The sequence below is a fragment of the Bradyrhizobium sp. CCBAU 53351 genome, from assembly GCF_015291745.1.
GTDB lineage: Bacteria > Pseudomonadota > Alphaproteobacteria > Rhizobiales > Xanthobacteraceae > Bradyrhizobium.
Map to the genome: position 1 here is coordinate 2,187,665 of NZ_CP030059.1, position 26,361 is coordinate 2,214,025.

Here is a 26,361-nt window from a genome sequence, read left to right on the forward strand (position 1 = left end):
CGAAACATCGGACGAGGGATCCCGGGGAGGAACCATGACGAAGATTGCTGCCGCGGCGCGCAAGCACGCGCCGATTTTCCTTGTTGCGGCATTTGGCATCCTTCCGCTGACCGAGCCTGCGCAGGCGCAGAAGTCCGGCGGCAGCATCACCGTCGGTCAGGAGCTCGACATCCCCGGCTTCGACCCGCTCAAGGTCGGCGTTTACGACACCTCGACCAACACCGCTGCCGCCGCGATCTTCGACACGCTGACAACGCTCGACGACAAGGGTGAGCCGGCACCGAAGCTCGCGGTGTCCTGGACCCATTCCGACGATTACAAGAGCTGGACCTTCAAGCTGCGCGAGGGCGTGAAATTCCATGACGGCACGCCGTTCAATGCGCAGGCCTTCAAGGAGAATTTCGACCGGCAGAAGGACCCCGCCAACAAGTGCCGCTGCGCCTTCTACATCACTAACATAAAGGAGGTGCTGGCGCCGGATGAACACACCGTCGTCTTCAATCTGACCGATCCCTCCGTGAACCTGCCGGCAACGATCACCATCCAGAGTCAAAACAATGTCGTGCATTCGCCGACGGCCTGGAAGACCAAGGGCGATGACTACAACCGCAACCCCGTCGGCACCGGTCCCTACATCCTGAAATCATGGACCGCCGGCGACCGCATGGTGCTGGAGAAGAATCCCAATTACTGGGACAAGGGCCGTCCCTATCTCGACCGCATTGTCCTGAAGCCGTTGCCAGATGCGCAGTCGCGCTTCGCCTCGCTGCAATCGGGCGAGGCCGACATCATCTGGGACGACGAGAACGACGCCGACAACATCATGAAGGCGCAGAAGGACCCCAAGCTCACCGTTCACACCTACAAGGGCTCGGGTGCGCAGGTTTACGCCTTCAACACCAAGGTGGCGCCATTCGACGACGTTCGTGTGCGACAGGCGCTCGTGATGGCGATCGATCGCCCGAAGATGTCACAGGCGATCACCAATGGCCTCAGCCGGCCCGCGACCAACCCCTATGGCGACGGCTCCTGGGTCAAGTGCAAGGACGACGGCGCGCTGCCGTTCGACGTCGAGAAGGCCAAGGCGCTGATCAAGGATTACGGCAAGCCGGTCGAGTTCAAGACGCTGGTGACCGCGACGCCTAGGGGCCGCATGGTCGGCCAGGTGCTGCAGCAGTTCTGGAAGCGCGTCGGCGCCAACATGGAGATCGAGCAGGTCGATCAGGCCACCATTCCCTCGCGTGCCTTCACCCGCCAGTTCCAGATGACGCCGTGGCGCATCGTCGATCTCGCCGATCCAGATCCGCAAATGTACGCGAATTTCCGCACCGGCAGCCCGCTGGCGCTCGCCGGGTATTCGAACCCCGAGCTCGACAAGCTGCTGGACCACGCGCGCGTCACCGCCGATGTCGGCCAGCGCACCGAGGATTATTGCGCCATCGGACGCCTGATCAACAAGGAGGCGATCTGGTTCTGGACGTTCCAGAACACCTATTACGCGCTGTCGAGCGCCAAGCTGAAGGGCTTCCCGAAGATCTACAACGGCGTGATCGACGTTTCGACGACCTGGCTGGAATGACCGCGCGATGCTGAACTTCGTCGTTCGGCGACTGCTTGCCATGCTCCCGGTGCTGCTCGCGGTCTCGCTGCTGACCTTTCTGATCGCCTCGCTGCTGCCGGGCGATCTTGCTTTGGTCATCCTCGGCGATCAGGCGACGCCGGAGAACGTAGCGGCGCTGCGCCGCGACATGGGGCTCGACCAGCCGCTGTGGTGGCGTTATCTGAGCTGGCTCGGTCACGTCCTGCAAGGCGACCTCGGCCGCTCGTTCCGCACCGGGCAGACGGTGTTGCAGGCGGTCGCCGAGCGCATTCCCGTCTCGCTCGAGCTGATGCTGATGGCCGAGTTCATCGGCCTCTTGATCGGCGTTCCCGTCGCAATCGCCTGTGCTGCGCGGGCCGGCGGCGCGTTCGACCGCTTCATGACGGGCAGCGCGTTCGCGATGCTGTCGATGCCGTCTTTCCTGATGGCGATCCTGCTGATCTATTTGTTTGCGGTCGAGCTGCACTGGCTGCCGGCGACCGGCTATGTGCCGTTCACCGAGGAGCCGCTGGGCAATCTGCGCTTCTTCGTGCTGCCGGCGCTGACGCTGGCGCTGGCGGAATGGCCTGGCATCATGCGGGTGCTGCGCTCCGACATGATCGCGACCCTGCAGGAGGACTATATCGCGCTCGCCAAGGCAAAGGGCCTCAAGCCGGCTCGTATCCTGTTCGTGCATGCGCTGAAGCCGTCGTCCCTGACCCTGGTGACGGTGACCGGCATCAATATCGGCCGCCTGCTCGGCGGCACGTTGATCGTGGAATCGATCTTTGCGCTGCCCGGCATCGGCCGTCTCCTTGTCGGTGCGATCTACACCCGCGACCTCGTCATTCTCCAAGGCGTGGTGCTGCTGGTCGCCTGCGGCTTCGTCATCGTGAACTTCATCGTCGACATGCTCTACGCCGTGCTCGACCCCAGGATCCGCCATGGCCGCGCTTGAGCTCTCGATGCAGGACGAGGCGGTGCCCGTGTCGGCTGGCCGCGAGCGAAAGCTCGGCCTCTTGTTCTGGATCGCGAGCACCTGGCTCGCGATCATCCTTGCGCTCGCGATCCTCGCGCCGGTGCTGCCGCTGCAAAATCCCGTCGACATGGACATGCTGGAGCGGCGTGCGGCGTTCTCCAGCGAGCATTGGTTCGGCACCGACGGGCTCGGCCGCGACGAGCTCGCCCGCCTGATTTTCGGCGCGCGGGCCTCGCTGACGGTCGGGTTGATCGCACCGATGATCGGCTTGACCATCGGCGGCGCGTTTGGCTTGCTCGCCGGCTATTTCCGCGGCCGGTTCGAGACGCTGGTGGTCGGCAGCATGGACGTGCTTCTCGCCTTTCCGCCGCTGATTTTTGCGCTCGCGGTGACCGCTTATCTCGGCCAGTCGGTCCCCAACCTCACCCTGATCCTCGGTGTGCTCGGCATACCCGCCTTCATGCGGGTGGCGCGGGCGGCGACGCTGACGCTAGCGCGGCGGGAATTCGTGATTGCGGCTGAGGCGCTCGGTGCCAGCCATGCGCGCATCCTCCTGCGCGAGCTGTTGCCGAACGTGATCCTGCCGCTGCTGGCCTTCTTCCTGCTCGGCGTCGCCGTCACCATCGTCGTCGAGGGTGCGCTGTCCTTCCTCGGTCTCGGCGTGCCGCCGCCGGTGGCGAGCTGGGGCAGCATGATCGGCGAGGGGCGCGACAGCCTCGACGTCGCGCCGCGGCTGGCGTTTCTGCCGGCGGCCGGACTGTTTCTGACCGTGCTGGCCTTCAATCTGGTCGGCGACACCTTGCGGGCCCTGACCGACCCGCGTCAGGGGGCACTGTGAGCGGCCCGCTTCTGACCATCGCGGACGTCGCGGTCGAGCTGCCGACCCCGCGCGGAACGCTGTGCGCCGTCGATCATGTCGACCTGTCGCTGGAGGCGGGCCGCACGCTCGGCATCGTCGGCGAATCCGGTTGCGGCAAGACCATGCTGTCGCGCGCGGTGCTGCAGCTGCTGCCGAAAAAGGCAAAGCTCACGGGTCGCGTGATGTTCGACGGCCATGACCTGGTGCGGCTCGCGCCGGAACGCCTGCGACGCCTGCGCGGGCGCGACCTCGCCGTCGTGTTCCAGGATCCCATGACCTCGCTCAATCCGGTCCTGACCATCGGCACACAGTTGATGGAGACGATCCAGGAGCATCTCGAGCTCGATGCGCCCGAGGCACGGAAGCGCAGCATCGAGCTTCTGGCGGCGGTCGGCATTCCCGCGCCGGAGCAGCGGCTCGCGCAATATCCGCATCAATGTTCCGGCGGCATGCGACAGCGCATCGCGATTGCGATCGCGCTGTCCTGCGAGCCGAAGCTCTTGATCGCGGACGAGCCGACGACCGCGCTCGACGTCACCATCCAGGCGCAGATCCTGGATCTGCTCGCGCGCGAACAACGCCGCCGCCACATGGCCATGATCATCATCACTCACGATCTCGGCGTCGTCGCCGGCCGTGCCGACGAGGTCGCAGTGATGTATGCCGGCAGGGTGGTGGAGCGCGCACCGACCTCGGCCTTGTTCAAGTGCATGCATATGCCCTACACCGAGGCGTTGCTGGCGGCGATCCCGAAGCTGGATGCCGCGCCGCATACGCCGCTGCCGGCCATCTCCGGCCGTCCGCCCGATCCGACGCGGCCGCTGCGTGGCTGCTCCTTCGCGCCGCGCTGCCGCTATGCGGCGAGCGATTGTCACCACGCCAAGCCCGCGCTGACGCGCGCGGAGACACCCGGACATCTCTATGCCTGCTTCCATCCGATCCAGATGACGGAGGGCGTTGGCGCATGATGCAGCCTGCCGTGCGCGCCGAACCGCTCCTGAACGTCGACAATCTCGTCGTCGAATACGGTCTCGGCAACAAGACGGTGCATGCCGTTTCCGGCGTCAGCTTTCAGGTCGCGCGCGGCGAGACGCTGGGGCTGGTCGGCGAATCCGGCTGCGGCAAGTCGACGCTGGGCCGCGCCGTGCTGCAGTTGCGACGCGCCAGATCCGGGCGTGTGCTGTTCGATGGCGAGGATCTCACCGCGATGGAGGGCGAGGCGTTGCGCAAGATGCGCCGCCGCGTGCAGCTGATCTTCCAGGATCCGATCGCCTCCCTGAATCCGCGCCGCCGCATTGGCGACATCGTGGCCGAGCCGCTGATCATCGCCGGCGTCAAGGATGCCGCCGAGCGCAAGCGCAGGGTTTACGAGGTGCTTGGCGCGGTCGGGCTCGATCCTGATCTGGTGGCGAACCGCCTGCCGCATGAGTTCTCCGGTGGCCAGTGCCAGCGCATCTGTATCGCACGGTCTCTGGTGCTCAATCCGGAGTTCATCGTCTGCGACGAGCCGGTCTCGGCGCTCGACGTCTCCATTCGCGCGCAGATCCTCAATCTACTGGAGGAGATGAAGGCGCGGTTCGGCCTGACATTGCTGTTCATCGCGCATGATCTTGCGGTGGTCAAAGCGGTCAGCGACCGCGTTGCGGTGATGTATCTCGGCCGTCTCTGCGAGGTCGGCCCTTCCGAGCAATTGTTCGCGAGGCCCGCGCATCCCTATACGGGACTGCTGTTGCAGGCGATCCCGGTGCCCGATCCGGACGTTCGTCCCGCCGAGAGTGTCGCGGGCGGCGAGCCGCCATCGCCGATTGCACCGCCGTCCGGCTGCCGCTTCCGCACCCGCTGCCCGCGGGCCGATCAGCGATGCAGCGCGGAGATACCGGAGTTGCGCGAAGTCGCACCCGCCCAGTTCGTGGCTTGCCATCATCCGCTGGCCTGAACTAAGACCGGTTTGTCTCGCCTTGCCGGCCATGGCATGGTGGCGCGGCGACAAGAAGCATGCGGGAGGACGCCGATGAAGAGTTTCAAGGTTGCCGATTTCAAGGCGCCGTTGCAGGAGTTCGACGAAGCGACGCCGCAGCCGTCGGGCACGCAGGTGCTGATCAAGGTGAAGGCGGCTGGCGTCTGCCACAGCGATCTCCACATCTGGGAAGGCGGCTACGATCTCGGCCACGGCCGCAAGCCGCTCTCGCTGAAGGACCGCGGCATCAATCTGCCGCTGACCATGGGACACGAGACCGTCGGCGAAGTCCTGGCTTTCGGCCCCGATGTGAAGCCGACCGACCAGGGCGATCTCAGGCTCGGCGACGTCGGTCTCGTCTACCCCTGGATTGGCTGCGGCAAATGTGCGACCTGCCTGGCTGGCGACGAAAACATGTGCCTGACGCCGCGCTCGCTCGGCGTCTATTGCGACGGCGGCTATTCCGATCACATGCTGGTGCCGCATCCGCGCTATCTGCTCAATTTGAGAGGGCTCGATCCGGCGACCACCGCGCCCTATGCCTGCTCGGGCGTCACCACCTACAGTGCGCTGAAGAAGGTCGAGCAGTACTTCGATACGCCGATCGTGATGTTCGGCGCCGGCGGCCTCGGCCTGATGGCGCTGTCGCTCTTGAAGGCGATGGGCGGCAAGGGCGCGATCATGGTCGATATCGACGCCAGGAAACGCGAAGCCGCCGAGAAGGCCGGTGCGCTTGCCACCGTCGACCCCAAGGCGCCCGACGCGCTGGAGCAGCTTGCCAAGAAAGCGGGCGGGCCGATCCGCGCCGTGATCGACCTCGTCGGCAACGCCGCGACGACCCAGCTCGGGTTTGATTGCCTCACCAAGGGCGGCAAGCTCGTCATCGTCGGCCTGTTCGGCGGCGGCGCGACCTGGGCGCTGCCGCTGATTCCGATCAAGGCGATCACGATCCAGGGCAGCTATGTCGGAAACTTGCGCGAAACGCAGGAGCTGCTCGACCTCGTTCGCACCAAGAAGGTGCCGCCGATCCCGGTGACGACGGCGCCGCTCGCCAAAGCCAACGACGCGCTGTTGCAATTGCAGCAGGGCGCGGTGGTCGGGCGCACGGTGCTGACGCCGTAATTCAGTTGTCGTTCCGGGGCGATGCGAAGCATCGAACCCGGAACCTCGAGATTCCGGGTTCGGTCCTGCGGACCGCCCCGGAATGACGCCTTTGTCTTAGGAATATCCATGTCCGCAAACAACGCCTTCCACATTGCCGTGCTCGCCGGTGACGGCATCGGTCCCGAAGTCATGGCGCCCGCGCTCGAGGTGCTGCGCAAGGTCGGCGACAAATCTGGCCTGAGCTTCCGCTTCACCGAGGCGCCGGCTGGCGCCACCAATTATCTGGCGACCGGAAAATCGATGCCTGATTCGACGATCAAGCTCTGCGAGGAGGCCGACGCGATCCTGCTCGGCGCCTGCGGGCTGCCGTCGGTGCGCTACCCCGACAATACCGAGATCGCGCCGCAGATCGAGCTGCGTTTCATCTTCGATCTCTATGCCGGCGTGCGGCCCGCGCGCCTCATTCCTGGCGTGCCGAGCCCGATCGTCGGTGCCGACCAGCGCGGCATCGATCTCGTCGTGATCCGCGAATCCACGGAAGGGCTGTTCGCCTCGATGGGCAAGGGCGTCGTGACCCACGAGGACGCGCGCGAGACCATGGTGATCACGCGCAGGACTTCCGAGCGCCTGTTCGAGTTCTCGTTTCGCCTGGCCGAGCGGCGCAAGGCGCGCGGCAAGCCGGGGATGCTCACCTGCGTCGACAAGGCGAACGTGTTCAAGGCCTTTGCATTCTTCCGCGGCATCTTCGACGAGATCGAGAAGAAGCATCCTGGGGTGAAGACCGACCGGCTCTATGTCGACGCCTGTTCGGCGATGCTGGTGAAGCGCCCCTGGGATTTCGACGTGATGGTGATGGAGAACATGTTCGGCGACATCGTCTCCGACATCACCGCGAGCCTGATCGGCGGCCTCGGCATGGCGCCGTCGGCCGACATCGGCGACAAATACGCGGTGTTCCAGCCCTGCCATGGCACGGCGCCCGATATCATGGGGCAGGGCAAGGCCAATCCGACCGGCATGATCCTGTCGGCGGCGATGATGCTCGACTGGCTCGCCGACAAGCACGGCATCGAGAGCGCGGCGGAAGCGGGCGAGACGATCGAGCGTGCGGTGGATCAGGTCTATGCCGGCGGCATCAAGCCGATGGAGTTCGGCGGCAGCAACGGCACCGCGGACATCACGAAAGCGGTGCTGGGCGCGCTCTGAAAAGCAATCGAAGGCTCCAGTTCATCTCAAAGAAAAGGGGCCTTACGGCCCCTTTGTCGTTCACCAGCGGCGCCAGTGGTGGCGGTGACCCCAGCCCCACGGACGCGGGCCGTAGAAGCGGCGCGGGCCGCCATAATAGCCATAGGCGCCGTAATAGTTCGGGCGCCAGAAGCAGCGGCCCCAGGGGTTACAGACCCAGCGCACCTGATCGACATTCGCGGCCGGCCCGCTCGCGACTCGGTCGGCCTGCGGAATGCCGTTCGGCATCGCGGCAAGCGCTTGCCCTGATGCGAGCGCCGCACCGCCAAGGGCAGCCAGACCAAGCACAGCAAATTTCAGTTTCATCGCAATCTCCCTTATTGGTGGCGGGAGAACTACCGCGGGATCAACTGGTTGCTAGCGCGCTGAGCCGCGCGAGGAATTTAATCTTCCTGAACAAAGGTTCAGCTACTTGCCCTGGAACTGCGGCTTGCGCTTTTCCATGAAGGCCTGCCGGCCCTCGCGGAAATCCGCGCTGTCCATGCAGGCGGTGCCGATCGACTTGATCGCGTCCATGTCGCGTCGGCTTTCGTCCTTCAGCACCTCTGCAATCGTGATCTTTGCGGCCTTGATCGCCAGCGGGGCATTCTCGGAGATGGTCTGCGCGATCGCCATCGTCTCACCCCAGAGCTCGCCCTCGGGGAACACGCGCTCGACGAAGCCGATGCGCAGCGCCTCCGCGGACTCGATGCGCATGCCCGTGTACATCAGCAGCCGTGCCCAGGACGGGCCGACCAGCGACACCAGATGCTTCAAGCCGTCATAGCCATAGGCGATGCCGAGTTTCGCGGCGGGAATGCCGAACTGGCTGCCGTATGCGGCAAGGCGGATATCGGCGAGCATCGCGACCTGCATGCCGCCGCCGAGACAGAAGCCCTGGATGCAGGCGATGGTCGGCTTGGGATAGTTGGCCAGCAGTGCGCGCTGGGCGGCGCTGCGCTTGGCATATTCCTCGGACGCCGCCGCGTTATGGCGGGTCTTCTCGAACTGGCTGATGTCGGCGCCGGAGACGAAGGCCTTGCCGCCGGCACCGCGCAGGATCACGACGCGCACCGTCTCGTCGTCGCGCAAGGCCGTCAGCGCCTCGCCAAATCCCTCCCACATCTCCAGCGACATCGCGTTGCGCTTGTCGGGATTGTTGAAGGTGATCACGCCGACGCCGTCGGTGACGTGCTGGAGGATCTTGCCGTCGGCGTGGGCTATTTCACGGGAGATGTCGGGCATTGGGCACTCGCTGGTCGTAGGCCGGGGGCAATGTGGGGCGCGGGCCCTTGCGGGGTCAACCGGGGCCGGGTGGGCCTGTCTGCATCCGCCTGTGCCGGGATTGCATGGCGCGTCGTCCCGAGTGTCGTGCGCGCAAAGAAAAAGGGGCGGTCGAGCCGCCCCGGAAAGGCCACGCGCAGGTGCGCGGGCCGGAATATGCTCGTTCAATCCGGCCGCGCCCCCGCGACGCGGCGGATTGAAAGATCGGCCTTGAAGACCGGAGCGTCGGTCGATCTCAGCTTTCGTTCGCTGCGATCGATTCCATCAGCGAGACGAGCTGGCGTTGCACCGTCTGGTCCTTGATCTTGCTGTAGGCGCGCAGCAGGCGGAGGCTGAACGCCGAATCGAGGAACAGCAGGCTCTCGACTTCGCGCGCCTTGTTGTCGCCGTCGTAGAAGAAGGTCACGGGCACGTCGAGGGCGGAAGCGATCTGCTGAAGACGAGCCGCGCCGACGCGATTGACGCCCTTCTCGTATTTCTGGACCTGCTGGAAGCTGACGCCGAGCTTTTCGCCGAGCTCGGCCTGCGAGATCTTCATCTCGACGCGCCGCAAACGAATCCGCTTGCCGAGCTCGATGTCCGGCTTGCCGGCACTACGCTGCTTCATTCTCTTCGCCGCTGCTTTCATTTTCGTTTTCACCTTTGTTCTTCGGTTGAAAATCCCCCGAAGAGCTGGGTCAGGGGTTCGCCCATATACGAGTCCTTGAATTCATGCGGGTGCACGAATTCTTCCTTAAACCACGGGAAACGAGCTGGACTGAAAGCTTCGATCAGCCAGTCGATCATGTGCCGCACGCGCGGAATACGGCCGCTACCGGGATGGTAGGACAACCAGATATCCAGCGGTCGGTTCAGCTCGACCTCCAGTGGAATCAATTTCCCGCCGAGCGCAATGGCGTAGCTGGGGAAGACGCCGATGCCGGCGCCATTCGCGACCGCCCAATAATTGGCGCTCGAGACGTTGGTCTTCATGACCAGAAGGTCACGCTCCGAAACGCCCGGGAAGAAGCTCTCGAAGGATTCCTTGGCGGCGAGCTGGTCGGCGAATTGCAGCACCAGGCGATGCTTGATCAATTCCGCCGCCGAACGCGGCGCGCCATGCTTTTCGATGTATTTCTCGGAGGCCCAGAACATCAGGTGCATGCGGCCGAGCCGCACCAGCTTGATGTCGAGCGCCGAGGGACGCGACAGATGGATGGCGACGTCGGCCTCATGGCGCGAGACGTCGGCCGAGCGCATCGCGCAATGCAGGTCGACCAGGATTTTCGGATAGGCCTGCTGGAACTCGACCAGGCGCGGGGCGAGCCAGAACGTGCCCAGCCCCTCGGTGACGGCGACCCGGACCTCGCCGGACAGGGCGTTGGCCATCGAATCACTGGCGCGCAGCACGTCGAAGGTGGCAGCCTCCATGCGCTCGACGGCGGACACCACGAGCGCGCCTTCATCAGTCAGATGGGTACCGTGGACATCGCGGGTGAACAGCGTGGTGCCGGTCTGGCGTTCGAAATCGTCGATCCGCCGGCGCACGGCGTTGATGGACAGCGACAGGCGTTCGGCCGCCGAACGGAAACTTCCGCATCGGACGACTTCGAGGAATATGCGGGCCGCATCCCAATCAGAGAGGCCGCTGAGATTTGTCTTTGGGCGTTCCGCCACAGGAACGCCCCTTTCCGCCAAGGAGTGCATACAAGTCCCTTCGGACAGCTAAACTGGCAGAATCTGGCGCAAACCACAACCACTGCGGGTTGGGGGATGATGAGTTTTGAACGTCATCCTTACTACCCCGTGGGTGGTATCAGATTGCTGCCAGGGGCTGGGAATCGGGCAGACTGTTCGCCCGGATGAGGGGTGTGGCGTGAGTTCCGTTGCGAGCCGTGAAATGGCTGCGGGATTGCAGGCACTGTCCGCAATGGATGCCGTTGCGCGAGAGCTGGCGCCGTCTCCCTCGATGGATCAATCACAGCGCACCAAGCGTTTCCTCGCCGATCATTTCGAAACCGAGCGACATCGCAACGCGGCGATGGCAGCCGGAACCGCGGTTCCACAGCGGAATCCCGCTGAAATCAGGTTCAGAGGCACAGCGGCCTCGTGCTATCCTTGGTCTTCCATGGGGGCCGAGGGGGTCGTCACCATTACGTCTCGCAGGCCGAATTAACGGAAAGAACGCCGGTGTCGCATTCAGACGAACAGTTGCAGTCGGTGCTGGAAACGCTCGAGGAGTGCCGCAAGGTTCTCAACGCGTGCAACAGCCGTGAGTCGGCCGAGCTGCTGTCCATTGTCATCCTCGACGTCAGGATGAAACTCAAAGGAATCGACAGTGCCGATCTCAAGGCATTGTGCGACGAAATGCTGCGGAGCGCTGCGAGCGAACCGCCGCACCCTTCCAAGCAGACGCAGGACCAGCCCCGGCGTCCGCTGCTCCGCGTGGTGAAATAGCCACGCCGCCGAGTCTCGCTTTTTGGCGAGATTTGTGCGCGTCCCGATGCCGCACCTGTGATCACAGACGGCATCGGGAGGAGCCCTGGTTTCGCGCGCCTCTGTTGCGCATTCTCCGGCATCGGCTACACCTGAGCCGGTTCGGCTCCGGGCCGGGCGCATTCCCCGCGCGCCGTACCGGCACCTGAGATGGCTCAGACGGCATCATGCAAAATGTTTCGATCCCGGCGGCGCTGATTGCCGGCCTCGTCAGCTTCCTCTCGCCTTGCGTCCTGCCGCTGGTCCCGCCCTATCTGATCTACCTCACGGGCGCCACGATCGAGCATGTCGAGAGCGACGAGCCGTCCTCGGCCTCCAAGCGCGCGATCATGATGTCGGCGCTGCTGTTCGTGCTCGGCTTCTCCACGGTCTTCGTCGCGCTCGGCGCCAGCGCTTCGCTGGTCGGCGGGCTGATCCGAGCCTGGTCGGCGGAGCTGTCGATCCTCGCCGGCATCGTCATCATCGTCATGGGGCTGCACTTCCTCGGACTGACGCGCATCGGCCTGTTGATGCGCGAAGGACGGCTGCCCATTCCCAAGCCGGTCGGCCTCTGGGGCGCCTACATCATGGGCCTTGCCTTCGCGTTCGGCTGGACCCCCTGTATCGGCCCGATCCTCGCCGCCATCCTGTCGATCGCCGCGGCCGAGGCCACGGTGACGAAGGGGGCCGGCCTGCTCGCGGTTTATTCCGCGGGCCTCGGCATTCCCTTCCTGATCGCCGCCCTGATGATCGAGCAGTTCTCGGCGCTGTTCGCGCGCATGAAGGGCCACCTCGTCAATGTCGAGCGCGCCATGGGCGTGTTGATGGTGATCACCGGCATCGGCTTTCTCACCGGCGCGGTCTCCAATGTGAGCATCTGGCTGCTCGAGACCTTTCCGGCGCTGCAGACCATCGGATAGAGCGTCCCCGTTTACCGCGCCTCGTCCAGCGTGCAGACCACCGTGCAGACCACGCCGCGCGGCAGGAAGTCGACGGTTGCTTCGCCGCCGAGCTGGTCGCGGGCGCTGCGCTCGATCAGGCGCGAGCCGAAGCCGCGTCGCACCGGCGCCGTCACCGGCGGTCCGCCGATCTCGGTCCAGATCAGCCGGAGCCGCGGCTTCGGCGCATCGGTGATGACCTCCCAGTCCAGCGTCACCCGGCCGGTCTCGTTGGACAGCGCGCCGTATTTCGCGGCGTTGGTGGCGATCTCGTGCACGATCATCGACAGCACCACGGCAAGTCGCGGCGACAGCGGCACGTCGGGACCGGCCATGCGGATGCGGTCGGGATTGTTCAGCAGGAATGGCTGAAGCGCGCGGGCGATCACGTCGCGGAGCTCGGAGCCGGCCCATTTCTCCTGGCTCAGCAGGTTGTGCGCTTCGGCCAGCGCGCCGAGCCGGCCCTCGAACTTTGTCCGCTCGTCCCGGCTGGCGCTGCGGAAGGTCTGCACCGCGATCGCCTGCATCAAGGCCAGTGTGTTCTTGACGCGATGGTTGAGCTCGTCGATCAGGAGATTGTGCAGCATCTCGCCGCGCGCGATCGTCGTCGCCATCCTGACCGCGAAGGTCAGGCCGGTCAGCAGCAGGATGCCCCCGATCAGGCTGGTGATGGCGATGTTGCGCCAGAGCGGCGCGATCAGCGAGCTCTCGGCGACGCCGGCCACGACCCTCCAGCCGGTCAGGTGCGAGGTCGTGAAGGCGGAAGACAGCGCCACGCCGTCGAGCGACACCGTCGATAAGGTCTCCTCCGAGCTGCGCGACATCGCGTCGTAAATCGCGCCGGACGCCTGCTTGCCGATCGTCGCGCTCGGGTTCGGTACGCGGGCGAAAACGATGGCTTTGGTGTCGACCAGGGACACGGTCCAGAGCTGGTCGGGCCGCTGCTTTTCGACAAGCTCCTGAAAGATGCCGATCGGCGGGCTGAAGCAGAGATCGTAGATCACCTCTCCGTCGCGAAACACCGGAACCTCGACGGTGAGCACCTGCCGTCCGTTGATCGCACCGGTGAACAGATCGGAATATTGCGGCGACTTGTTCGCAAAGACCCTTTCGACGATCGCGAGATTGCCGCGCGCCGGCAGGCTCGCGGTGTCGTCCGTCGCGGAGGAAAACAGCAACCGGCCCTTGCGGTCGGAGACCAGCACCAGACCGCCTTTGCCATACTGCTCGACAAAACCGAGCGCGATGCGGCGGAAGCTCTCGAAGTCGCCGTTGCGCAGCGAATTGGTCAGCGCCAGCACCTGCAGGCCGCCGGTCATGCGCTGAACCTCCGAATCCAGCACGAGGCGCATGCTGCGCACGTTCTCCAGCACGCGGCGCGTGGCGTCGCCGCGGTCCTGTTGGTAATTGTAGACGGCAATGCCGACCGCGAAGACGATCAGCGGCAACATCGTTCCCGTGACCAGAAGAGCGAGGCGGACCGGCAGGGTAAGCTTTGACAAACGCGAGTGTCCCGGTTCCGGCGCGGCGGCGCCGGAGTATGATTTTGGCCAGACCATACGGGCGGGACTGGCGCTGCGCCACGATTTTCGCGTCGAGCGCAAGCCTCTGCGTATTGAAGAGAGGGACAGAAGTGCAGGCCGGCTGGAGGCCGATTGCACTGCAGCAGTGGCCCTGCGACGAAGGAGTCGCTCCTACGCAGGCGAAATGACTTCCGTCCGGCCGGGGTTTTTCATACGCTTGCCCTCGCAAGCCGCATACCGGCTGCGCTCACGCCCCGGCGACAGGGTCGGAGCATCAAAGGGAGGGGAGACGATGAAGCGAAGATCATTTCTCGCTGGTATCGGCGCGACCACTGCGGCGGCTACGATCGGCATGCCGTCGATCCTCAGGGCGCAAGCGCCGATCACGCTCAACGGAGCCGTGCAGTTCAACGACGACCACGCCTTCAACCGGGCGCTGCTCCGGTTCGAGGAGCTCGTGAAGAAGTATTACGGCAAGCCCGTCAATTTCACCCTGCACAGAAATTCCTCGCTCGGCCTCGAGAAGCAGTATTTCGAGTACATGTCGCAAGGAAAGGCGGTCGATTACGGCATCGTCTCGCCGGCCCATATGTCGACCTTCGCCAAGGCCGCCCCGTTCATCGATGCGCCCTTCGTGTTCAAGGGCATCGACCACATGAACAAGGTGGTCGAAGCCAACATCCTGGCGCCGATTGCCGACGAGGTCGCGGCGAAGGCCGAGGTGGTCCTGATCGGCTATTCCGGCGGCGGCATCCGCAACATCTTCGCCAACAAGCCGCTCAAGAACCTTGCCGATCTCAAGGGGCTCAAGGTTCGCGTGCAGGGCGCGCCGATCTGGTCGAAGACCTTCGCGGCGGTCGGCATGAGCCCTACGGTGATCGCCTATAACGAGATCTACAACGCGATCCAGAACGGTGTGATCGCCGCCGGTGAAAACGAGGCGGCCGGCGTCGAGGCAATGAAGTTCTACGAAGTGGCTCCGCATCTCAGCCTGACCCAGCACGCCGTGTCGATCCGGCCGATCTGCTTCTCGGTGAAGACGCTGAAGACCTTGCCGAAGGATCTGCAGGACGCGATCATGAAGGCCGGCAAGGAGGCCGGCGATTACGGCCGACAGCTCGAGTCGAGCGAAGAGGTCGTCAAGCTCGACACGCTCGAGAAGGCCGGCAAGCTCAAGCGCGTCCCCTTCGAGGAGCGGGACGCCATGAAGAAGCTCGCCGACCCCGTGATGGCCGCCTACGCCAAGGAAATCGGCGCGGAAGGCATTTTCGAGAAGATCAACGTCGTCTGAGATCTCTGCGTCCGCCGACAGCATCTCCGGGCAAGCCCCGCTTCTTGCCCGGACGTGGCGGATGTGCTGCCGCTGGGAGTCCCAATGTCTGACATGCCCGTCCCGTCCACACCGTCGCTGTGGCGCCGCGCTACGGCGGCTTATGCGAAATTGCTCGAATTCCTGCTGGCCGCCTGCGTCGGCATCCTCGTCGTTCCTGTCACGCTGCAGATCATCTCGCGCTACACGCCCTTCATTCCGTCCTACATCTGGACGGAGGAGATGGCGCGCTTCCTGTTCATCTGGACAATCATGATCGGTGCCATGGTCGGCGTCCGCGAAGCGCAGCATTTCGAGGTCGACGTGTGGCCGGATCTGTCGCGGCGATCGGAGGCTGCCGTGCGGATCCTGGCGCGGCTCGGCGTCCTGGCGCTGGCGCTGGTGTTCGTAACGGCCGGAATCGAGTTCACCCGCTTTGCCTGGAACAGGACGTCAGAACTTGCCGATTTGCCGCTCTGGCTGATTCACGTCGCATGGCCCGTTGCCGGCGTGACGTGGATCGTCTTCGCGGGCGAACAGATCGTCGATGAAATGCGCGTACTGGTCGGGGCACGGCAATGAGCGGCAATGTACTCTCCGCCGGACAGGCCGCGATGGTGCTGTTCGGGGTCTTCGTCGGCCTGCTCATCGTGCGCGTGCCGGTCGCTTTCGCGCTTGGCCTCGCTTGCGTGCCGATCCTGCTGATCGAGCCGCGCCTGTCGCTGATGATGCTCGCGCAGGAAACCTTCAATGCCTACAATTCCTTCATCCTGCTGGCGGTGCCGTTCTTCCTGCTGACAGCGAACCTGATGAGCATCGGCGGCATCACCGACCGCCTGGTGGCGCTGTCGCGCTCGATGGTCGGGCACTGGCCGGGGTCCCTGGCGCAGATCAACGTCGTGCTGTCGGTATTCTTCGCCGGTATCTCGGGTTCGTCCACCGCGGATGCGGCGAGCCAATCAAAAATCTTCATCGATGCGCAGACCAAGGAGGGCTACGACCTTTCGTTCTCGATCGCGATCACCGCGGTTTCCGCGGTGCTCGCAGTCGTCATCCCGCCGTCGATCCTCATGATCGTCTGGGGCGGGCTGATCTCGACCTCGATTGCCGCGATGTATCTGGCCGGCATCGTGCCGGGTCTGCTGATCGCGGGCGCGCAAATGGCGACGGTGCACGTCTACGCCGTCCGACGCGGCTACCCGACCTATCCAAAGTCGACCTGGGTGGAGATGCGCTGCGCCATCTGGAAGTCGATACCTGCGCTGATGACGCCGTTCATCATCGTGGGCGGCATTCTGCTCGGCTGGTTCACTGCGACAGAGTCGGCTTGTGTCGCCGTGCTCTACTCCGTGGTGCTCTCGGCATTCTTCTATCGCGAGACTGGCATTCGCGAGTTGTACAAGGCGCTGCTCGACACCGGGCGCCTTGCCGGGGTGGCGCTGTTCTGCGTCGGCACCGCCAGCGCGTTCGGCTGGCTGCTCGCCTACTACAAGATCCCGCAAGAGCTCCTGGCCAATGTCTCGACCTGGGGCATGGGCGCCGTTGCGGCCGGCTTCTTCATCTCCTTCTGCTTTCTGGTGGTGGGCTGCTTTCTCGACGCCATCCCAGCCATCATCATCGTCGGCACCGTGCTGGAGCCGCTCGCCAAATCGGTCGATCTTCATCCGGTCCAGTTTGCGATCATTTCCATCGTGTCGCTGGCTTTCGGACTGGTGACGCCGCCTTATGGTCTTTGTCTGATGATCGCCTGTTCGATCGCGGGCGTGCGGCTGCGCTATGCGCTGAAGGACACGGTGATCATGCTGATCCCGATGCTGCTCGTGCTGGCGGCCGTTATCGTCTGGCCCAGCGTGTCGCTGTTCCTGCCGCGCCTGATCGTGCCGCAAATGCTCAAATGAGCGTCTGCAAGTGAGCTTCTGCAAATAAGCTTCTGAAAGTGCGATCCCGCGGACGAGGGCCGCGGGATCGAGCCAATTGGCTACAGGTTGCTCTCGGTGATCGCGGCGTAGACCATGCTGCGCAGCTCGCGCCGGATCGGATAGGCGCTCGACGGCAACACCTGCGTCATGAAGATCGCAATCAGCTCCTCGGCCGGATCGATCCAGAACGAGGTGGTGGCCGCGCCACCCCAATTGTATTCGCCGGGGCTGCCGGCGATCAGCGTCTCGGCCGGCCGCATCGTCACGGCAAAGCCGAGGCCGAAGCCGATGCCGTTATAGGCGGCTTCGGAGAACAGCGAACGGGAGACCTCCGGCAGCGCGCGTCCGCCCGGAATGTGGTTGCTCGTCATCAGCGCCAGCGTCTTCGGTCCGATCAGCCTGACACCGCCGAGCTCGCCGCCGTTCAGCAGCGCGCGGCAGAAGGTGAGATAGTCGGCAACCGTCGAGCACAAGCCGCCGCCACCCGAGATGAAGGACGGCGGGGTGAGGAACGAGCTCGTCGACGGATCGTCCTGCAGGGTCAGGCCCTCGCGCCGCTGGCCGGCATGGAACGTCATGCCGCCGCCGGGGTCGGCAGAATAGCACGCGGCAAAGCGGTGAGCCTTCGAAGCGGGCACATGGAAATCGGTGTCGGTCATGCCGAGCGGATCGAGGATGCGTTGTTTGAGGAATTGCTCGAACGGCATGCCCGAGATCTTGCCGACGAGATAACCGAGCACGTCGGTCGCGACCGAGTAGTTCCAGGCTTCGCCCGGCGAGAATTCCAGCGGGATCTTGGCCAGACCCTCGATCATGGTCTGCAGCGTGCCCGACTTCTCGACCTCGCCGATCTTTTCAGTGCGGTAGGCGGCGTCGACATTGGAGCGCTGCTGGAAGCCGTAAGTGAGGCCCGCGGTGTGGCGCAGGAGGTCCACGATCAGCATCGGCCGGGACGGCGGCCGGGTCAGGAAGGCCGGGTAGGTGCCGGCGACGAAGACGCCGAGATCCTTCCATTCCGGAATGTACTTGGCGACGGGCTCGTCGATCGCGACGAGGCCTTGCTCGACCAGCATCATGAAGGCGACGCTGGTGAGCGGCTTGGTCATGGAATAGATGCGGTAGATGGTGTCGTCCTTGACCGGCAGCTTGCGCTCGACATCGGCAAGGCCCTGGATCGAGCTGTGCGCGACCTTGCCGCGGCGATAGACCAGAAGATGCGTGCCCGGGAAGCGGCCGGCATCGATGTACCGGCTCTTCAGATGCGCATCGATGCGGTCGAGCGCGGCCTTGGACATGCCGACGGATTCGGGCGAGGCAGGGGTGGGCGCGAGCATCAGTTCCTCCGGGCAGTTTTGTCGCTCCGTTGATAGCCAAATGACGGCCCCATTCCAAGCCGCTCGCGCTTAACGCAGGGGGGCCGGCTGGTGTAGGCTGCCCCTGGAACGCCTCCAAGGAGCCCCCAAGGCCTTCAGAATGGGCGAACGAGAAAAACACAGGGCAAGCCATCATGACCCAGTTCAACGAGACTGACCTCACCGAAGCCGTCGTCAGGAGCTTCGACAGCACGCCCAATCCCCGCGCGAAATTCCTGCTCCAGGAATTGGTGAAGTCGCTGCACGATTACGTGAGCAGGACCGGCCTGACCTTCGAGGAATGGGACTACGCTATCGATTTCCTGACCCGCACCGGGCAGAAATGCACCGACACCCGCCAGGAGTTCATTCTCCTGTCCGACGTGCTCGGCGTCTCCATGCTGGTCGACGCGGTCAACCATCGCGACCGCGAGGGTGCCACCCAGACCACCGTGCTGGGCCCGTTCTATGTCGGCGAGCACAAGGTGACGGCGCACGGCACCGACATCTCGCCGAACAACCAGACCGGCGAGCGGATGTTCGTGCAGAGCCGCGTCACGGATTTGAAGGGCAAGCCGCTCGCGAACGTCCCCGTCGACGTCTGGCATGCCGATGACGACGGCTTCTACGATTCCCAGAAGGCCAATTATGACGAGGTCGGCGCCTCGGCGCGGGCGCGCTTCATCACCGACGATGACGGCCGCTTCTTCTTCCGCACCATCCTGCCATGCAGCTACCCGATCCCGACCGATGGCCCGGTCGGCGAGATGATCGTGCAGACGGGCCGCCATCCGATGCGCCCCGCGCATGTGCATTTCCTGGTGAATGCGAAAGGCTATGAGCCGCTGATCACCCACGTCTTCATGGACGGCGACAAATATCTGGATTCCGACGTGGTGTTCGGCGTGAAGGACGATCTCGTCGCCAGGGTCGAGCCGCGCACCGACCCCACGATGCCCGACGGCACCAAGGCGAGCGGGCGCTGGCATTTGATGTCTTACGAATTCCACCTCAAGCCCGGTGGCGGCATGGCGCCGAAGCCGCTGGGCGTGAAGGCCGGAGAGCCGGCGTGAGGGCGCGGATTCATCCCCCGATGTAGGCTGCCAACTCGTCGGGCGTTCCCTTCGGAAATGCTTCCTTGAGATGATCGAGGAAAGCGGAGACGCGAGCACTCAGCAATCGCCGCGAGGGATAGAGCGTCCACAGGGCGATATCGGATCCCTCAACATCGCCCCAGCGTAGCAGCGTGCCGCTGGCCAGGTCGTGGCTGACCAGTGACAGGGGCAGCCGCGCAGCGCCGACGCCGGCTCGAATAGCATCGCGAACCATCATCAGCGACGACAGTCGAAGAACGGGGTCGACAGCGAGACGCGAGGTACCGCTTGGTCGCTTGATGTTCCAGGCGGCAGCCTCGTTGTCCGCTCCGCGCACGACGACAGGAACGGCGAGATCGCCCTTCGGTCGCTTGAGATTGGGACTGGCCACGACCACCAGGCGGTCGTGCAAGAAGATGCGGCCGACCAGGCTTTCATCTGGATGGGGGTTGACCCTGATCGCGAGGTCAAAACCCTCCTCGATCATGTCGACGTAGCGATCATCCGTCGTGACCTCGAGCCTTACTTCGGGATGCTTGAGCGCGAAGCCGGCCGCGAGCCGGCCCATGGCGGTCTGCGAAAAGAGCAGGGGAGCGCTGATCCGCAATCTGCCTCTCGGCTTGTCGCCGCCCGCGGCGATCGCTGCCGCCGCCTCGTCGAGCTCGGTGAGGAGCGCGCCCGTCCGCTCGTACAGCGCGCGTCCCTCCTGGGTGAGTTTGAGCGTGCGGCCGCCGCGCTCGAAAAGGCGCAAATCGAGGCTGCTCTCGAGTTCGGACACGCGCCGGGACAAGGTCGCTTTCGGACGTCCCGCGGCGCGCGCGGCCTTTCCGAACCCTCCGTGTCGGGCGACGAGATTGAAGTCGGCGAGCGCAAGCAAATCCATCTGTTCCACCAGTGAGACGGCCTGTCCAGATATAGCGTCTATCGGCTCACATGTGGATCACTAATTTCCGGGTGTCTCAACCAAACCGGAGTGATCCCCATGACCATCCTCGTTACAGGCGCCACCGGCACGATCGGCCGTCACGTCGTCGAGCAACTCGTCAAGCGTGGCGCCGATGTGCGCGCGCTGGTCCGAAATCCCGCGAAGGCCAACTTCCCGGCAGGCGTCGTTGCGGTGCAGGGCGACTTGCTGGACGTCGATTCCCTGCGCGCGGCGTTCTCCGGCGTTTCGACGCTGTTTCTGCTCAACGCCGTCGTGCCGGACGAATTCACCCAGGCGCTGACTGCCCTCAATCTCGCGCGTGAAGCCGGCATCGAGCGGTTTGTCTACCTGTCGGTCATTCACAGCGACCGCTACGTGAACGTGCCGCACTTCGCCGGCAAGTTCGGCGTCGAGCGCATGATCGAGCAGATGGGCTTCAATGCGACCATCCTGCGCCCCGCCTATTTCATGAACAACGAGCTCATGATCAAGGACGCCGTGACCGGATATGGCGTCTACCCCATGCCGATCGGCAGCAAGGGGCTTGCGATGATCGACGCGCGCGATATCGGTGAGATCGCGGCGATCGAATTGATCCGCCGCGAGACGTCCGCCGCGACGCTTCCGATCGAGCGCATCAATCTCGTTGGCCCCGATACGATCACCGGCGCCAAGGCGGCCGCGATCTGGTCGGAGGTGCTCGGACGCTCGATCGCCTATGGTGGCGACGACGCCGCGGCATTCGAAAAGAATCTCAGGCAGTTCATGCCCGGCTGGATGGCGTTCGACATGCGGGTGATGAGCGAGCGCTTCGTCACGGAGGGGATGATCCCCGAAGCCGGTGACGTCAAGCGTCTGACCGACATCCTGGGACGTCCCTTGCGCTCCTATCGCGACTTCGTCGCCGAGATCATGGCCTCGGCCTGAGGGCTTGCTCGAGCAGGTGCGCGCTGGCGCCTGGCTGCATCGCTCGCCACTGATCATGTGGTGAGCGGGTAGCCCGGATCAGCGCGCGTGCAAGAGCGCCAGCAGCACGACCACCGCGCAGGCAAGCGCGGCCGAGGTCAGTTTCCAGAACATCAGCGGGCTGCGCTCGAGCAGCGGCGTGATCCGCGTGTCGAGATAGGCCGGGTTGGGGGTGCGCAGCTCGAAGACGAACTCGGACAGATCCTCGTGCCGCTTGTAGGGATCGGGATGCAGCGCGCGGCGGAGCGCGCCGTCGACCCAGGCCGGCACGTTGCGGTCGTCGTCGGCCGGACGGTATTTGAGCTTTCGCACGTCCGCCTTGCGGCGGATCCTGGCGACGTGGGTGCCATAAGGCAGCTTTCCCGTGAGCATCTGGTAGCAGATCACGGCCAGCGAGAACATGTCGGAGCGCGGTGAGCCGCCTTGCCCGAGAAAATATTCCGGCGCAGTGTACTGCACCGTGCCCAGGATTTCATCGGATTCGTCCGGCGGCGCGGCCTCGGCGACGCCGGCGACCCTGACCGATCCGAAGTCGATGATCTTCGCGGTGCCGGTCTTGTCGATCAGGATGTTGTCGGGCCTGAGGTCCTGGTGCAGCATCTCCATGCGATGGAAGGCGCGCAAGCCCGCGGCAATCTGCTCAATGATGCCGCGCACGGTTTCGAGATCGGGGCGCGGATTGTCGGTCATCCACTGCTTCAGCGTCTGCCCCTCGACGAACTCGGTCGCGACGTAGAGATGGCTGCGCCGCCGCGACTGCGACAGCGGCTTGAGCACATGCGGGCTGTCGATCCGGCGGGCGATCCATTCCTCCATCAGGAATCGCTTGAGATAGGCGGCGTTGTCGCGCAGCTCGACCGACGGCAGCTTGAGCGCCACCGGCTGCTCGGTCTCGGTGTCGACGGCAAGGTAGATATGGCTGCGGCTGCTGCCGTGGATCTCGCGGACGATCCGGTAGCCGTCGAACAGTGCACGCGGCTCCGGCAGCGCGGGAAGCGGCAGTTGCGAGGTCTGATTGAAGATGCCGGCCGGCTCGCGCTGCGGCACCGCATCGATGCGAATGATCTGGACGGTGATGTTGTCGTCGCTGCCGCGCCGGTAGGCTTCCTCGACGATCGCCTTGGCCGCTCCGTCGAGCTCGGCGGCGTGCTCGTTCAGCGCGCTCGTGACGAAACGCGCGTCGACGAATTCGTAGGCGCCGTCGGTCGCCAGCAGGAACGTGTCGCCGGCCTCGACCTCGAAAGCCTGATAGTCGATCTCGAGCTGCGGATTGATGCCGAGCGCGCGGCCGAGATAGGTCTGCTCGGACGAGACGATGATGCGGTGGTCGTCGGTCAGCTGTTCCAGCGCCTTGCCGGCGACGCGGTAGATGCGGCAGTCGCCGACATGGAAGATGTGCGCGGTGGTCGCCTTGATGACCATGGCGCTGAGGGTGCAGACATAGCCCTTGTCGCGGTCATAGGCGTATTGGCTCTTGCGCGTTTGCGCATGCAGCCAGGAATTGGTGGCGTCGAGCACGCGGCGCGCGGACGTCTTCACCGTCCAGGATTCCGACGTGCAGTAATAGTCCATCAGGAAGCTCTTGACCGCCGACTCGCTGGCGATCTGGCTCACGCTGCTGCTCGAGATGCCGTCGGCGAGGACCGCGGCGATCCCTTTCAGGCCGAGTAGCGGCTCCTCGGGAATCAGGACGCCGTGGAAATCCTGGTTGACGGGCTTGCGACCCTTGTCGGAGTGCTGGCCGACCGAAATCAGGAGTCCGCGGGTCATCGTCGTCACCATGAGAGGGGAGCCTCACCCTGCTCGGGCAAGGCTCCCCTGTCGAGACGTATTCGATCAGGCCGCGACGCGGGGCTTCGCAGCCTTGTCGACCTGGCGCTTCGGCTTGGTCATGACATGCGTGGCGTAGAGGGTCATGCCGGTGAAGGCGAGGCCGCCGACGAGGTTGCCGAGCACGGTCGGGATCTCGTTCCAGATCAGATAGTCCATGATCGAGAACTTCGCATGGAGCATCAGGCCCGACGGGAACAGGAACATGTTCACGACGGAATGCTCGAACACCATGTAGAAGAACACCAGGATCGGCATCCACATCGCGATGACCTTGCCGGGGACCGAGGTTGAGATCATGGCGCCGACGACGCCGGTGGAGACCATCCAGTTGCAGAGCATGCCGCGCATGAACAGCGTCGCCATGCCGGCCGCACCATGCGCGGCGTAGCCGAGCGTTCGGCCCTCGCCGATGTTGCCGATCGCCGCGCCGACCTTGTCGGGCGCCTGCGTGAAGCCGAACGTCGTGACGAAGGCCATCATGAAGGCCACGGTAAAGGCGCCGGCAAAGTTGCCGACGAAGACGAGACTCCAGTTGCGCAGCACCCCGCCGAGCGTGACGCCCGGGCGCTTGTCAATCAGCGCCAGCGGGGCGAGCACGAAGACGCCAGTCAGCAGGTCGAAGCCAAGGAGATAGAGCATGGAAAAGCCGACCGGGAACAGCAGCGCGCCGATGATCGGCTGGCCCGTGTTGACGTTGATGGTGACGGCGAACCAGGCCGCCAGGGCCAGGATGGCGCCGGCCATATAGGCGCGGATGATGGTATCCCGGGTGGACATGAAGATCTTGGACTCGCCCGCATCCACCATCTTGGTGACGAATTCCGAAGGCGCGAGATACGACATCAATGGTTCCTTTGCTTCGTATGAATGAAGGTACGTTCGTTCGGGCGGCGCCGGTCTCGCGGCGTTCCTTGGCGCGCTGATCGGCGAGCCGAGATCCAGCGGACCCAAGGGCAGGGAGAATCTCGCGCGGAATCGCATCACGACGACTGCGCCGGGGGTCCAGCGAAGCACGCTCAAGCTTTCCCCGCGTTTCAGCCCCTGGAGGCCTCAACATTTCGGCGAACCGCAGTCGTCGTTGACTGAGCGATCTGTGAGAAAGCAATCTGCGTGCCAAGCCTTGCGGGTGGTCTTTGAGCTGTCCTGATGCCGATTTCGACCAAGGATGGGATGCTGTTGAGATCAGAGCAGTGCGGTGATCCCTGCCCTCGAAGTGAGGTCTGCCCATTTTTTGTGCGTCGCACAAGGACTGGGCGGCCCGCTGGATTTGCGGGCGCAATCGAGCCCCGCGTTACAAGCGACTTTAAGATAACTATCTGATCCTGTTGGTTATTCCGGAATGGCTCGGTCTGGCACGCTTCTTGTTTGATAGTGGTCGACGCCATCGACGCCGTCCCTCGAAGATCTCCATCCGAATCGTGACCTTCGCCATCCGGGGCCTTCCCGGAGACGTGCACCTGTGCGCGTGGGGGTGGCTGGCGTGCGCGGATGGTCCTTCGTTCACAAAGGAGCATCACATTCAATGACGAAGCCAACTGATAAGTCCTTGCGCGGCCGCCATAAGAGCAATCTGCTCGGCGGAGCTGGCGCGAACCCGCTCACCGGTCTCGACCGCCGTACCTTCCTTGCCGGGGGAGCTGCCGCCGCGGCTTATGCAGTCTCCGCCGGTCGCGTGCGCGCAGCCGCGCTCAAGCCGGAGAAGGAGGAGCTGAAGTTCGGCTTCATCAAGCTCACCGATATGGCTCCGCTGGCGGTCGCCAAGGAGAACGGTTATTTCGAAGACGAAGGCCTGTTCGTCACGCTGGAGGCCCAGGCCAACTGGAAAGTTCTGCTCGACCGCGTCATCAGCGGCGAGCTCGATGGTGCGCACATGCTGGCGGGCCAGCCATTGGCCGCGACGATCGGGTTCGGCACCAAGGCGCACATCATCACACCGTTCTCGATGGATCTGAACGGCAACGCCATTACGGTGTCGAACGAGATTTTCGCGTTGATGAAGCCGGGCATCCCGAAGGATGCGAGCGGCAAGCTGGTGCACCCGATCAAGGCCGAGACGTTGCGCCCTGCCATCGAGAAGCTGAAGGCTGACGGCAAGGCCTTCAAGATGGGCATGGTGTTCCCGGTGTCGACTCACAATTACGAGCTGCGCTACTGGCTCGCTTCGGGCGGCATCAATCCCGGCTATTATTCGGCCGAGGACGTGAGCGGAACGGTTGCGGCCGAAGCGCTGCTGTCGGTGACGCCGCCGCCGCAAATGCCGGCAACTCTGGAGGCCGGCACCATCAACGGCTATTGCGTCGGCGAGCCCTGGAATCAGGCCGCCGTCTTCAAGGGCATCGGCGTGCCCGTGATCACCGATTACGAAATCTGGAAGAACAACCCGGAGAAGGTGTTCGGCATCACCGCCGCATTCGCCGAGAAGAATCCCAACACGGTGCTCGCGCTCACCAAGGCGTTGATCCGCGCGGCGATGTGGCTGGACGAGAACGCCAATGCCAACCGCACCAAGGCGGTCGAGCTGCTCTCGAAGCCGGAATATGTCGGTGCAGACAAGGCAGTCATCGCCAATTCGATGACCGGCACCTTCGAGTACGAAAAGGGCGACAAGCGGCCGATCCCGGACTTCAACGTCTTCTTCCGTTACTTCGCCACCTATCCCTATCTGTCCGATGCGGTCTGGTACCTGACCCAGATGCGCCGTTGGGGACAGATCGGCGAAGCCAAGAGTGACGCGTGGTATCACGACACGGCCAAGAGCGTGTACCGGTCGGATCTCTATCTGGCTGCAGCCAAGCTTCTGGTCGCCGATGGCAAGGCCAGGAAGGAAGACTTTCCCTGGGACAGCGACGGCTATCGGGCGCCGACATCCGAATTCATCGACGGTCTGAGCTACGACGGCCGCAAGCCCAATGCCTACATCGACAGCCTGAAGATCGGCCTGAAGGGCAAGCAGAAGATCGACGGTGCCAAGGTCATCGACGGCTGAGAAATCGCAGCCGGGCCGCTGCAGCGCGGCCCGGCTCCCTGCTCGCAATCCGGCGGTGGACGCCAAGGGAATACGC

The 26,361-nt window shown here is 64.2% G+C and carries 24 protein-coding genes; 15 read left to right on the forward strand and 9 right to left on the reverse strand.

Annotated features, from left to right (window positions below; translation table 11 throughout):
* Window positions 1-34 precede the first annotated feature (34 nt).
* The 7 genes from XH83_RS10350 (at window position 35) to XH83_RS10380 (ending at window position 7,684) form a co-directional block, all read left to right on the forward strand.
* Window positions 35-1,579, forward strand: a complete 1,545-nt coding sequence (locus tag XH83_RS10350; RefSeq protein ID WP_194406896.1) for an ABC transporter substrate-binding protein — start codon at window positions 35-37, stop codon at window positions 1,577-1,579.
* Window positions 1,580-1,586: 7 nt separating this feature from the next.
* The gene (locus XH83_RS10355) at window positions 1,587-2,537 is read left to right on the forward strand and encodes an ABC transporter permease (protein ID WP_194406897.1); all 951 of its coding nucleotides are present in this window, start codon (window positions 1,587-1,589) and stop codon (window positions 2,535-2,537) included.
* Window positions 2,524-3,396 (forward strand): ABC transporter permease, encoded by an 873-nt coding sequence (locus tag XH83_RS10360; RefSeq protein WP_194406898.1) that lies wholly within the window; start codon window positions 2,524-2,526, stop codon window positions 3,394-3,396. Before XH83_RS10355 ends, XH83_RS10360 begins: the two co-directional genes overlap by 14 nt.
* Window positions 3,393-4,385: an ABC transporter ATP-binding protein gene (locus tag XH83_RS10365; RefSeq protein ID WP_194406899.1), complete on the forward strand. Its 993-nt coding sequence runs from the start codon at window positions 3,393-3,395 to the stop codon at window positions 4,383-4,385. Before XH83_RS10360 ends, XH83_RS10365 begins: the two co-directional genes overlap by 4 nt.
* Window positions 4,382-5,353, forward strand: a complete 972-nt coding sequence (locus XH83_RS10370) for an ABC transporter ATP-binding protein (RefSeq protein WP_194406900.1) — start codon at window positions 4,382-4,384, stop codon at window positions 5,351-5,353. Before XH83_RS10365 ends, XH83_RS10370 begins: the two co-directional genes overlap by 4 nt.
* Window positions 5,354-5,428: 75 nt before the next feature.
* The gene (locus tag XH83_RS10375; RefSeq protein ID WP_194406901.1) at window positions 5,429-6,496 is read left to right on the forward strand and encodes an alcohol dehydrogenase; all 1,068 of its coding nucleotides are present in this window, start codon (window positions 5,429-5,431) and stop codon (window positions 6,494-6,496) included.
* Window positions 6,497-6,604: 108 nt separating this feature from the next.
* A complete protein-coding gene (locus XH83_RS10380; RefSeq protein WP_194406902.1) occupies window positions 6,605-7,684 on the forward strand; it encodes an isocitrate/isopropylmalate dehydrogenase family protein in 1,080 nt (359 codons plus the stop codon).
* A gap of 60 nt (window positions 7,685-7,744) precedes the next feature.
* Here XH83_RS10380 and XH83_RS10385 read toward each other — a convergent pair whose 3' ends face one another.
* The 4 genes from XH83_RS10385 to XH83_RS10400 form a co-directional block, all read right to left on the reverse strand.
* Window positions 7,745-8,029, reverse strand: a complete 285-nt coding sequence (locus XH83_RS10385) for a hypothetical protein (protein WP_194406903.1) — start codon at window positions 8,027-8,029, stop codon at window positions 7,745-7,747.
* 102 nt (window positions 8,030-8,131) lie between these two features.
* On the reverse strand, window positions 8,132-8,947 hold the full coding sequence (locus XH83_RS10390; protein ID WP_194406904.1) for an enoyl-CoA hydratase: 816 nt from the start codon (window positions 8,945-8,947) through the stop codon (window positions 8,132-8,134).
* Window positions 8,948-9,221: 274 nt separating this feature from the next.
* A complete protein-coding gene (locus XH83_RS10395; protein ID WP_020608151.1) occupies window positions 9,222-9,593 on the reverse strand; it encodes a helix-turn-helix domain-containing protein in 372 nt (123 codons plus the stop codon).
* Between the two features lie 29 nt (window positions 9,594-9,622).
* Window positions 9,623-10,672 (reverse strand): LysR family transcriptional regulator, encoded by a 1,050-nt coding sequence (locus tag XH83_RS10400; RefSeq protein ID WP_194406905.1) that lies wholly within the window; start codon window positions 10,670-10,672, stop codon window positions 9,623-9,625.
* A 483-nt stretch (window positions 10,673-11,155) separates the two neighbouring features.
* On the opposite strand from XH83_RS10400, the gene XH83_RS10405 reads away from it, so the two are divergent.
* Window positions 11,156-11,422, forward strand: a complete 267-nt coding sequence (locus XH83_RS10405; protein ID WP_194406906.1) for a hypothetical protein — start codon at window positions 11,156-11,158, stop codon at window positions 11,420-11,422.
* A gap of 206 nt (window positions 11,423-11,628) precedes the next feature.
* A complete protein-coding gene (locus XH83_RS10410; RefSeq protein WP_194406907.1) occupies window positions 11,629-12,360 on the forward strand; it encodes a cytochrome c biogenesis CcdA family protein in 732 nt (243 codons plus the stop codon).
* Between the two features lie 11 nt (window positions 12,361-12,371).
* On the opposite strand, the gene XH83_RS10415 is transcribed toward XH83_RS10410, so the two are convergent.
* Window positions 12,372-13,829 carry a sensor histidine kinase gene (locus tag XH83_RS10415; RefSeq protein WP_194408222.1) on the reverse strand — a complete coding sequence of 486 codons (1,458 nt, stop codon included), beginning with the start codon at window positions 13,827-13,829 and terminating at the stop codon, window positions 12,372-12,374.
* A gap of 364 nt (window positions 13,830-14,193) precedes the next feature.
* On the opposite strand from XH83_RS10415, the gene XH83_RS10420 reads away from it, so the two are divergent.
* From XH83_RS10420 to XH83_RS10430, 3 genes are all read left to right on the forward strand, one after another.
* Entirely contained in the window at window positions 14,194-15,192 is a 999-nt protein-coding gene (locus XH83_RS10420) for a TRAP transporter substrate-binding protein (RefSeq protein ID WP_194406908.1), read from the forward strand.
* Between the two features lie 84 nt (window positions 15,193-15,276).
* Entirely contained in the window at window positions 15,277-15,792 is a 516-nt protein-coding gene (locus XH83_RS10425; protein WP_194406909.1) for a TRAP transporter small permease, read from the forward strand.
* The gene (locus XH83_RS10430; RefSeq protein WP_194406910.1) at window positions 15,789-17,108 is read left to right on the forward strand and encodes a TRAP transporter large permease; all 1,320 of its coding nucleotides are present in this window, start codon (window positions 15,789-15,791) and stop codon (window positions 17,106-17,108) included. The genes XH83_RS10425 and XH83_RS10430 overlap by 4 nt, the downstream gene beginning before the upstream one ends.
* A gap of 80 nt (window positions 17,109-17,188) precedes the next feature.
* Here the strand turns inward: XH83_RS10430 and XH83_RS10435 are convergent, their stop codons facing one another.
* The gene (locus XH83_RS10435; protein WP_194406911.1) at window positions 17,189-18,463 is read right to left on the reverse strand and encodes a serine hydrolase; all 1,275 of its coding nucleotides are present in this window, start codon (window positions 18,461-18,463) and stop codon (window positions 17,189-17,191) included.
* Window positions 18,464-18,636: 173 nt separating this feature from the next.
* Here XH83_RS10435 and XH83_RS10440 point away from each other — a divergent pair, with 173 nt between their 5' ends.
* On the forward strand, window positions 18,637-19,554 hold the full coding sequence (locus XH83_RS10440; protein ID WP_194406912.1) for an intradiol ring-cleavage dioxygenase: 918 nt from the start codon (window positions 18,637-18,639) through the stop codon (window positions 19,552-19,554).
* Window positions 19,555-19,564: 10 nt separating this feature from the next.
* On the opposite strand, the gene XH83_RS10445 is transcribed toward XH83_RS10440, so the two are convergent.
* Window positions 19,565-20,458 (reverse strand): LysR family transcriptional regulator, encoded by an 894-nt coding sequence (locus tag XH83_RS10445; protein ID WP_194406913.1) that lies wholly within the window; start codon window positions 20,456-20,458, stop codon window positions 19,565-19,567.
* Window positions 20,459-20,557: 99 nt separating this feature from the next.
* On the opposite strand from XH83_RS10445, the gene XH83_RS10450 reads away from it, so the two are divergent.
* A complete protein-coding gene (locus tag XH83_RS10450) occupies window positions 20,558-21,427 on the forward strand; it encodes an SDR family oxidoreductase (protein ID WP_194406914.1) in 870 nt (289 codons plus the stop codon).
* Window positions 21,428-21,505: 78 nt separating this feature from the next.
* On the opposite strand, the gene XH83_RS10455 is transcribed toward XH83_RS10450, so the two are convergent.
* Together XH83_RS10455 and XH83_RS10460 are read right to left on the reverse strand one after the other, a co-directional pair.
* Window positions 21,506-23,236, reverse strand: coding sequence for a bifunctional protein-serine/threonine kinase/phosphatase (locus XH83_RS10455; protein ID WP_194406915.1), 1,731 nt, complete (start codon window positions 23,234-23,236; stop codon window positions 21,506-21,508).
* 66 nt (window positions 23,237-23,302) lie between these two features.
* Window positions 23,303-24,142: a formate/nitrite transporter family protein gene (locus tag XH83_RS10460; protein WP_194406916.1), complete on the reverse strand. Its 840-nt coding sequence runs from the start codon at window positions 24,140-24,142 to the stop codon at window positions 23,303-23,305.
* Between the two features lie 679 nt (window positions 24,143-24,821).
* Between XH83_RS10460 and XH83_RS10465 the strand changes: the two genes are divergently transcribed.
* A complete protein-coding gene (locus XH83_RS10465) occupies window positions 24,822-26,285 on the forward strand; it encodes a CmpA/NrtA family ABC transporter substrate-binding protein (RefSeq protein WP_194406917.1) in 1,464 nt (487 codons plus the stop codon).
* Window positions 26,286-26,361: the final 76 nt, after the last annotated feature.

Excerpts from the sequence above, each read along its gene's own strand:
- XH83_RS10455 (WP_194406915.1), bottom strand. The coding sequence starts at position 23,236 with ATGACCCGCGGACTCCTGATTTCGGTCGGCCAGCACTCCGACAAGGGT.
- XH83_RS10420 (WP_194406908.1), top strand. The coding sequence starts at position 14,194 with ATGAAGCGAAGATCATTTCTCGCTGGTATCGGCGCGACCACTGCGGCG.
- XH83_RS10440 (WP_194406912.1), top strand. The coding sequence starts at position 18,637 with ATGACCCAGTTCAACGAGACTGACCTCACCGAAGCCGTCGTCAGGAGC.
- XH83_RS10435 (WP_194406911.1), bottom strand. The coding sequence starts at position 18,463 with ATGCTCGCGCCCACCCCTGCCTCGCCCGAATCCGTCGGCATGTCCAAG.
- XH83_RS10410 (WP_194406907.1), top strand. The coding sequence starts at position 11,629 with ATGCAAAATGTTTCGATCCCGGCGGCGCTGATTGCCGGCCTCGTCAGC.
- XH83_RS10400 (WP_194406905.1), bottom strand. The coding sequence starts at position 10,672 with ATGCACTCCTTGGCGGAAAGGGGCGTTCCTGTGGCGGAACGCCCAAAG.
- XH83_RS10425 (WP_194406909.1), top strand. The coding sequence starts at position 15,277 with ATGTCTGACATGCCCGTCCCGTCCACACCGTCGCTGTGGCGCCGCGCT.
- XH83_RS10460 (WP_194406916.1), bottom strand. The coding sequence starts at position 24,142 with ATGTCGTATCTCGCGCCTTCGGAATTCGTCACCAAGATGGTGGATGCG.
- XH83_RS10390 (WP_194406904.1), bottom strand. The coding sequence starts at position 8,947 with ATGCCCGACATCTCCCGTGAAATAGCCCACGCCGACGGCAAGATCCTC.
- XH83_RS10385 (WP_194406903.1), bottom strand. The coding sequence starts at position 8,029 with ATGAAACTGAAATTTGCTGTGCTTGGTCTGGCTGCCCTTGGCGGTGCG.
- XH83_RS10360 (WP_194406898.1), top strand. The coding sequence starts at position 2,524 with ATGGCCGCGCTTGAGCTCTCGATGCAGGACGAGGCGGTGCCCGTGTCG.
- XH83_RS10350 (WP_194406896.1), top strand. The coding sequence starts at position 35 with ATGACGAAGATTGCTGCCGCGGCGCGCAAGCACGCGCCGATTTTCCTT.
- XH83_RS10355 (WP_194406897.1), top strand. The coding sequence starts at position 1,587 with ATGCTGAACTTCGTCGTTCGGCGACTGCTTGCCATGCTCCCGGTGCTG.
- XH83_RS10445 (WP_194406913.1), bottom strand. The coding sequence starts at position 20,458 with ATGGATTTGCTTGCGCTCGCCGACTTCAATCTCGTCGCCCGACACGGA.
- XH83_RS10395 (WP_020608151.1), bottom strand. The coding sequence starts at position 9,593 with ATGAAGCAGCGTAGTGCCGGCAAGCCGGACATCGAGCTCGGCAAGCGG.
- XH83_RS10450 (WP_194406914.1), top strand. The coding sequence starts at position 20,558 with ATGACCATCCTCGTTACAGGCGCCACCGGCACGATCGGCCGTCACGTC.
- XH83_RS10370 (WP_194406900.1), top strand. The coding sequence starts at position 4,382 with ATGATGCAGCCTGCCGTGCGCGCCGAACCGCTCCTGAACGTCGACAAT.
- XH83_RS10375 (WP_194406901.1), top strand. The coding sequence starts at position 5,429 with ATGAAGAGTTTCAAGGTTGCCGATTTCAAGGCGCCGTTGCAGGAGTTC.
- XH83_RS10465 (WP_194406917.1), top strand. The coding sequence starts at position 24,822 with ATGACGAAGCCAACTGATAAGTCCTTGCGCGGCCGCCATAAGAGCAAT.
- XH83_RS10415 (WP_194408222.1), bottom strand. The coding sequence starts at position 13,829 with ATGTTGCCGCTGATCGTCTTCGCGGTCGGCATTGCCGTCTACAATTAC.
- XH83_RS10380 (WP_194406902.1), top strand. The coding sequence starts at position 6,605 with ATGTCCGCAAACAACGCCTTCCACATTGCCGTGCTCGCCGGTGACGGC.
- XH83_RS10430 (WP_194406910.1), top strand. The coding sequence starts at position 15,789 with ATGAGCGGCAATGTACTCTCCGCCGGACAGGCCGCGATGGTGCTGTTC.